The sequence below is a fragment of the Kurthia populi genome (assembly GCF_042686175.1).
Lineage (GTDB): Bacteria > Bacillota > Bacilli > Bacillales_A > Planococcaceae > Kurthia > Kurthia populi.
This window is the reverse complement of the sequence record NZ_JBHUOR010000069.1, coordinates 1-2,593: the sequence shown is the minus strand read 5'-3', so window position 1 is coordinate 2,593 and position 2,593 is coordinate 1. Positions and strand designations below refer to the sequence as shown.

The 2,593-nt window shown below is 35.4% G+C and carries 3 protein-coding genes; 2 read left to right on the top strand and 1 reads right to left on the bottom strand.

The window, feature by feature from the left end:
• Positions 1–108 precede the first annotated feature (108 nt).
• Positions 109–780: a hypothetical protein gene (locus ACFSY7_RS10435; protein ID WP_380147784.1), complete on the bottom strand. Its 672-nt coding sequence runs from the start codon at positions 778–780 to the stop codon at positions 109–111.
• 113 nt (positions 781–893) lie between these two features.
• Between ACFSY7_RS10435 and ACFSY7_RS10430 the strand changes: the two genes are divergently transcribed.
• On the top strand, positions 894–1,655 hold the full coding sequence (locus ACFSY7_RS10430; RefSeq protein WP_126991108.1) for a tRNA threonylcarbamoyladenosine dehydratase: 762 nt from the start codon (positions 894–896) through the stop codon (positions 1,653–1,655).
• Positions 1,656–1,762: 107 nt separating this feature from the next.
• A complete protein-coding gene (locus ACFSY7_RS10425; RefSeq protein ID WP_126991109.1) occupies positions 1,763–2,485 on the top strand; it encodes a GntR family transcriptional regulator in 723 nt (240 codons plus the stop codon).
• Positions 2,486–2,593: the final 108 nt, after the last annotated feature.

The window sequence follows — 2,593 nt, the reverse complement described above, 5'->3', positions numbered from 1 at the left end:
ATGGTAATTCCCAATTTATACATAAAAATAGAGAAGGTGATGTCAAATTCGACATCACCTTCTCTATTAAAGGCTGGAATTTTCACTTATGTCCCAGCCTCTTTTCGTTTATTCATCAGACTTAATTATTGCATTAAAATGCAGGCGATTATTGCCCATTTTAATTGTTATTGCGTCAGTTGTTTTTGATTCGATTTTATAACCAAGTTCTTTTCGTAAGTAAAATGTAGTATCTTTTGTTTTAATTAAAAAATAATTGGCTGTAATTGAATTTGTGAAAACATTGTTGAATATCGTATTATTTGCATCAAATGAAATAGATGTACCATTACTATCATGTGTTACAAAAACATGTTTATCAGTCTGTGCATTATTTGCACGTAAATAAGGTGCTAAATTTTCAGCATGATACACTTGTTGTAGAGCAGTTTGCTGAAATTGTTCATTCAGTTTTTCAGCATTTGCTAATTGATAGCGTAATGTTTGCTGCTGTTTACTTGTTAAAACCGGTTTTTTACGCAAAACAAATGAATTTAACCAGGATTGTTGTTCTAAAACATAGCTTGCTGGAAAGATAAAATTCTCATGTTGATCGACTTTTTGTATATTGTTTTTTGACGGTTCTGTCATAAAGCGTGCCTGCGCGTTAACGTAGTCGTCATAATTTTTTTGTAGCTGTGCGTAGCTTGTGTCGAGTGTGGGATAAAAAGATGACGCAATGACAGCACCGATTAGCGCGAAAATAAGAGCATTTAGCGTAAAATTAAAAATAGCACGCATAGTGGAATTCCTCCAATTCTTAGTTGGTTACTTGCAATTTTGAAGCGAATTGTTTATATTTTGAGAGACGCCTACTTTTAAGTAGGAATTTTAAACACAACGGAGTGAATGATATGTTACACCAATTTTCACGTAATGAACTAGCGATTGGTCAAGAAGGCCTTGAACTATTAAAAAATACAACAGTTGCCATCTTAGGTGTTGGTGGCGTTGGCTCATTTGCAGCAGAAGCTGTGGCGCGTAGTGGCGTTGGCCGTATTATCTTAGTTGATAAGGATGATGTTGATATCACAAATATTAACCGTCAACTAGTAGCGTATATGTCAACAATCGGTAAATCAAAATCTGCTGTAATGAAAGAACGTATTGCAGATATTAACCCAGATTGTGAAGTCATTGATTTGCACATGTTTTATACAGAAGAAACATATGAAAAATTCTTCAGCTATAACCCTGATTATGTAATTGATGCAAGTGATACAGTTATTTATAAAATTCATATTATGAAAGAATGTCTAAAGCGTAATGTGAAAATCATTTCAAGTATGGGTGCTGCAAATAAAATGGATCCAACACGCTTCCGTATTGCCGATATTTCACAAACATTTATGGATCCACTTGCAAAAGTTATCCGTGTGAAACTTCGTAAAGAAGGTATCAAAAAAGGCATTCCAGTTATTTTTTCTGATGAAAGTCCTATTGTAATTCGTCCAGATGTGGCGGAAACAGTTGGTAAACCAGAAGCTGAAATTCGTAAAGCGAAAATGCCTCCATCATCAAATGCATTTGTTCCATCATCAGTTGGATTGATTGCAGCGAGTTGGGTGATTCGTGATATTTTGAGCGATATCACAATTACTCGTGTGCAAGGTTAATCATAGCATAATTTTATTGACTGTCCGAGTTGTATCGGGCAGTTTTTTTGTTATATGATGAATATTAGTGGTATAGACAACTAGGACTAATCAGGGGGAGCGGAGAAATGATTAATAAACGTTCACACATTCCGGTGTATATGCAAATTGAAGAACAATTAAAAAAGAAAATAGCAGAAGGAATTTATAAGGTAGGACAGGTAATTCCTTCAGAGCGCGAATTGGCTTTGCAGTATGATGTAAGTCGAATGACGGTAAGACAAGCGATTACAAATTTAGTGAATGATGGCTTATTATACCGCGAAAAAGGGCGTGGTACCTTTGTTTCAAGTCCTAAGCTTGAACAACCTTTAAACGGCTTAACAAGCTTTACTGAGGATATGTTAGCGCGAGGTATGGTTCCAAGTAGCCAACTTGTAAAGTTTGAACGAAAACCTGCACCATTTGAATTGGCACAAGATTTATTAATAGAGTCAGGAGAAGATGTTTATTCAATCATGCGTATTCGTAATGCGGACGGGGAACCAATGGCGATAGAGCGAACGTATTTGCCAGCAAAATTATTCCCAGGCTTAACAGCTGAAAAATTACAAACATCTCTTTACTCATTAATTGAATCCCACTATCAATTGACAATTGGTAATGCAATTCAGCAAATGGAAGCCGCTTTGACAACAAAAGAAGATGCGCAATTTTTACATATTCCACCTAGTGGGGTCGTATTATTAATTAAGCGAACAAGTTTTTTAGATAGTGGGCAACCTTTTGAAATTGTTCGTAGTGTGTATCGTGCAGACCGGTATAAATTTATTAGTGAAATTCAGCGTTAAAATAAAAGAGGCTGGGACATAAGTGAAAATTCCAGCCTTTAATAGAGAAGGTGATGTCGAATTTGACATCACCTTCTCTATTTTTATGTATAAATTGGGAATTACCAT

Bases quoted from the DNA above. Each gene is read 5' to 3' on its own strand.
- ACFSY7_RS10430 (WP_126991108.1), top strand. From the start codon at position 894: ATGTTACACCAATTTTCACGTAATGAACTAGCGATTGGTCAAGAAGGC.
- ACFSY7_RS10425 (WP_126991109.1), top strand. From the start codon at position 1,763: ATGATTAATAAACGTTCACACATTCCGGTGTATATGCAAATTGAAGAA.
- ACFSY7_RS10435 (WP_380147784.1), bottom strand. From the start codon at position 780: ATGCGTGCTATTTTTAATTTTACGCTAAATGCTCTTATTTTCGCGCTA.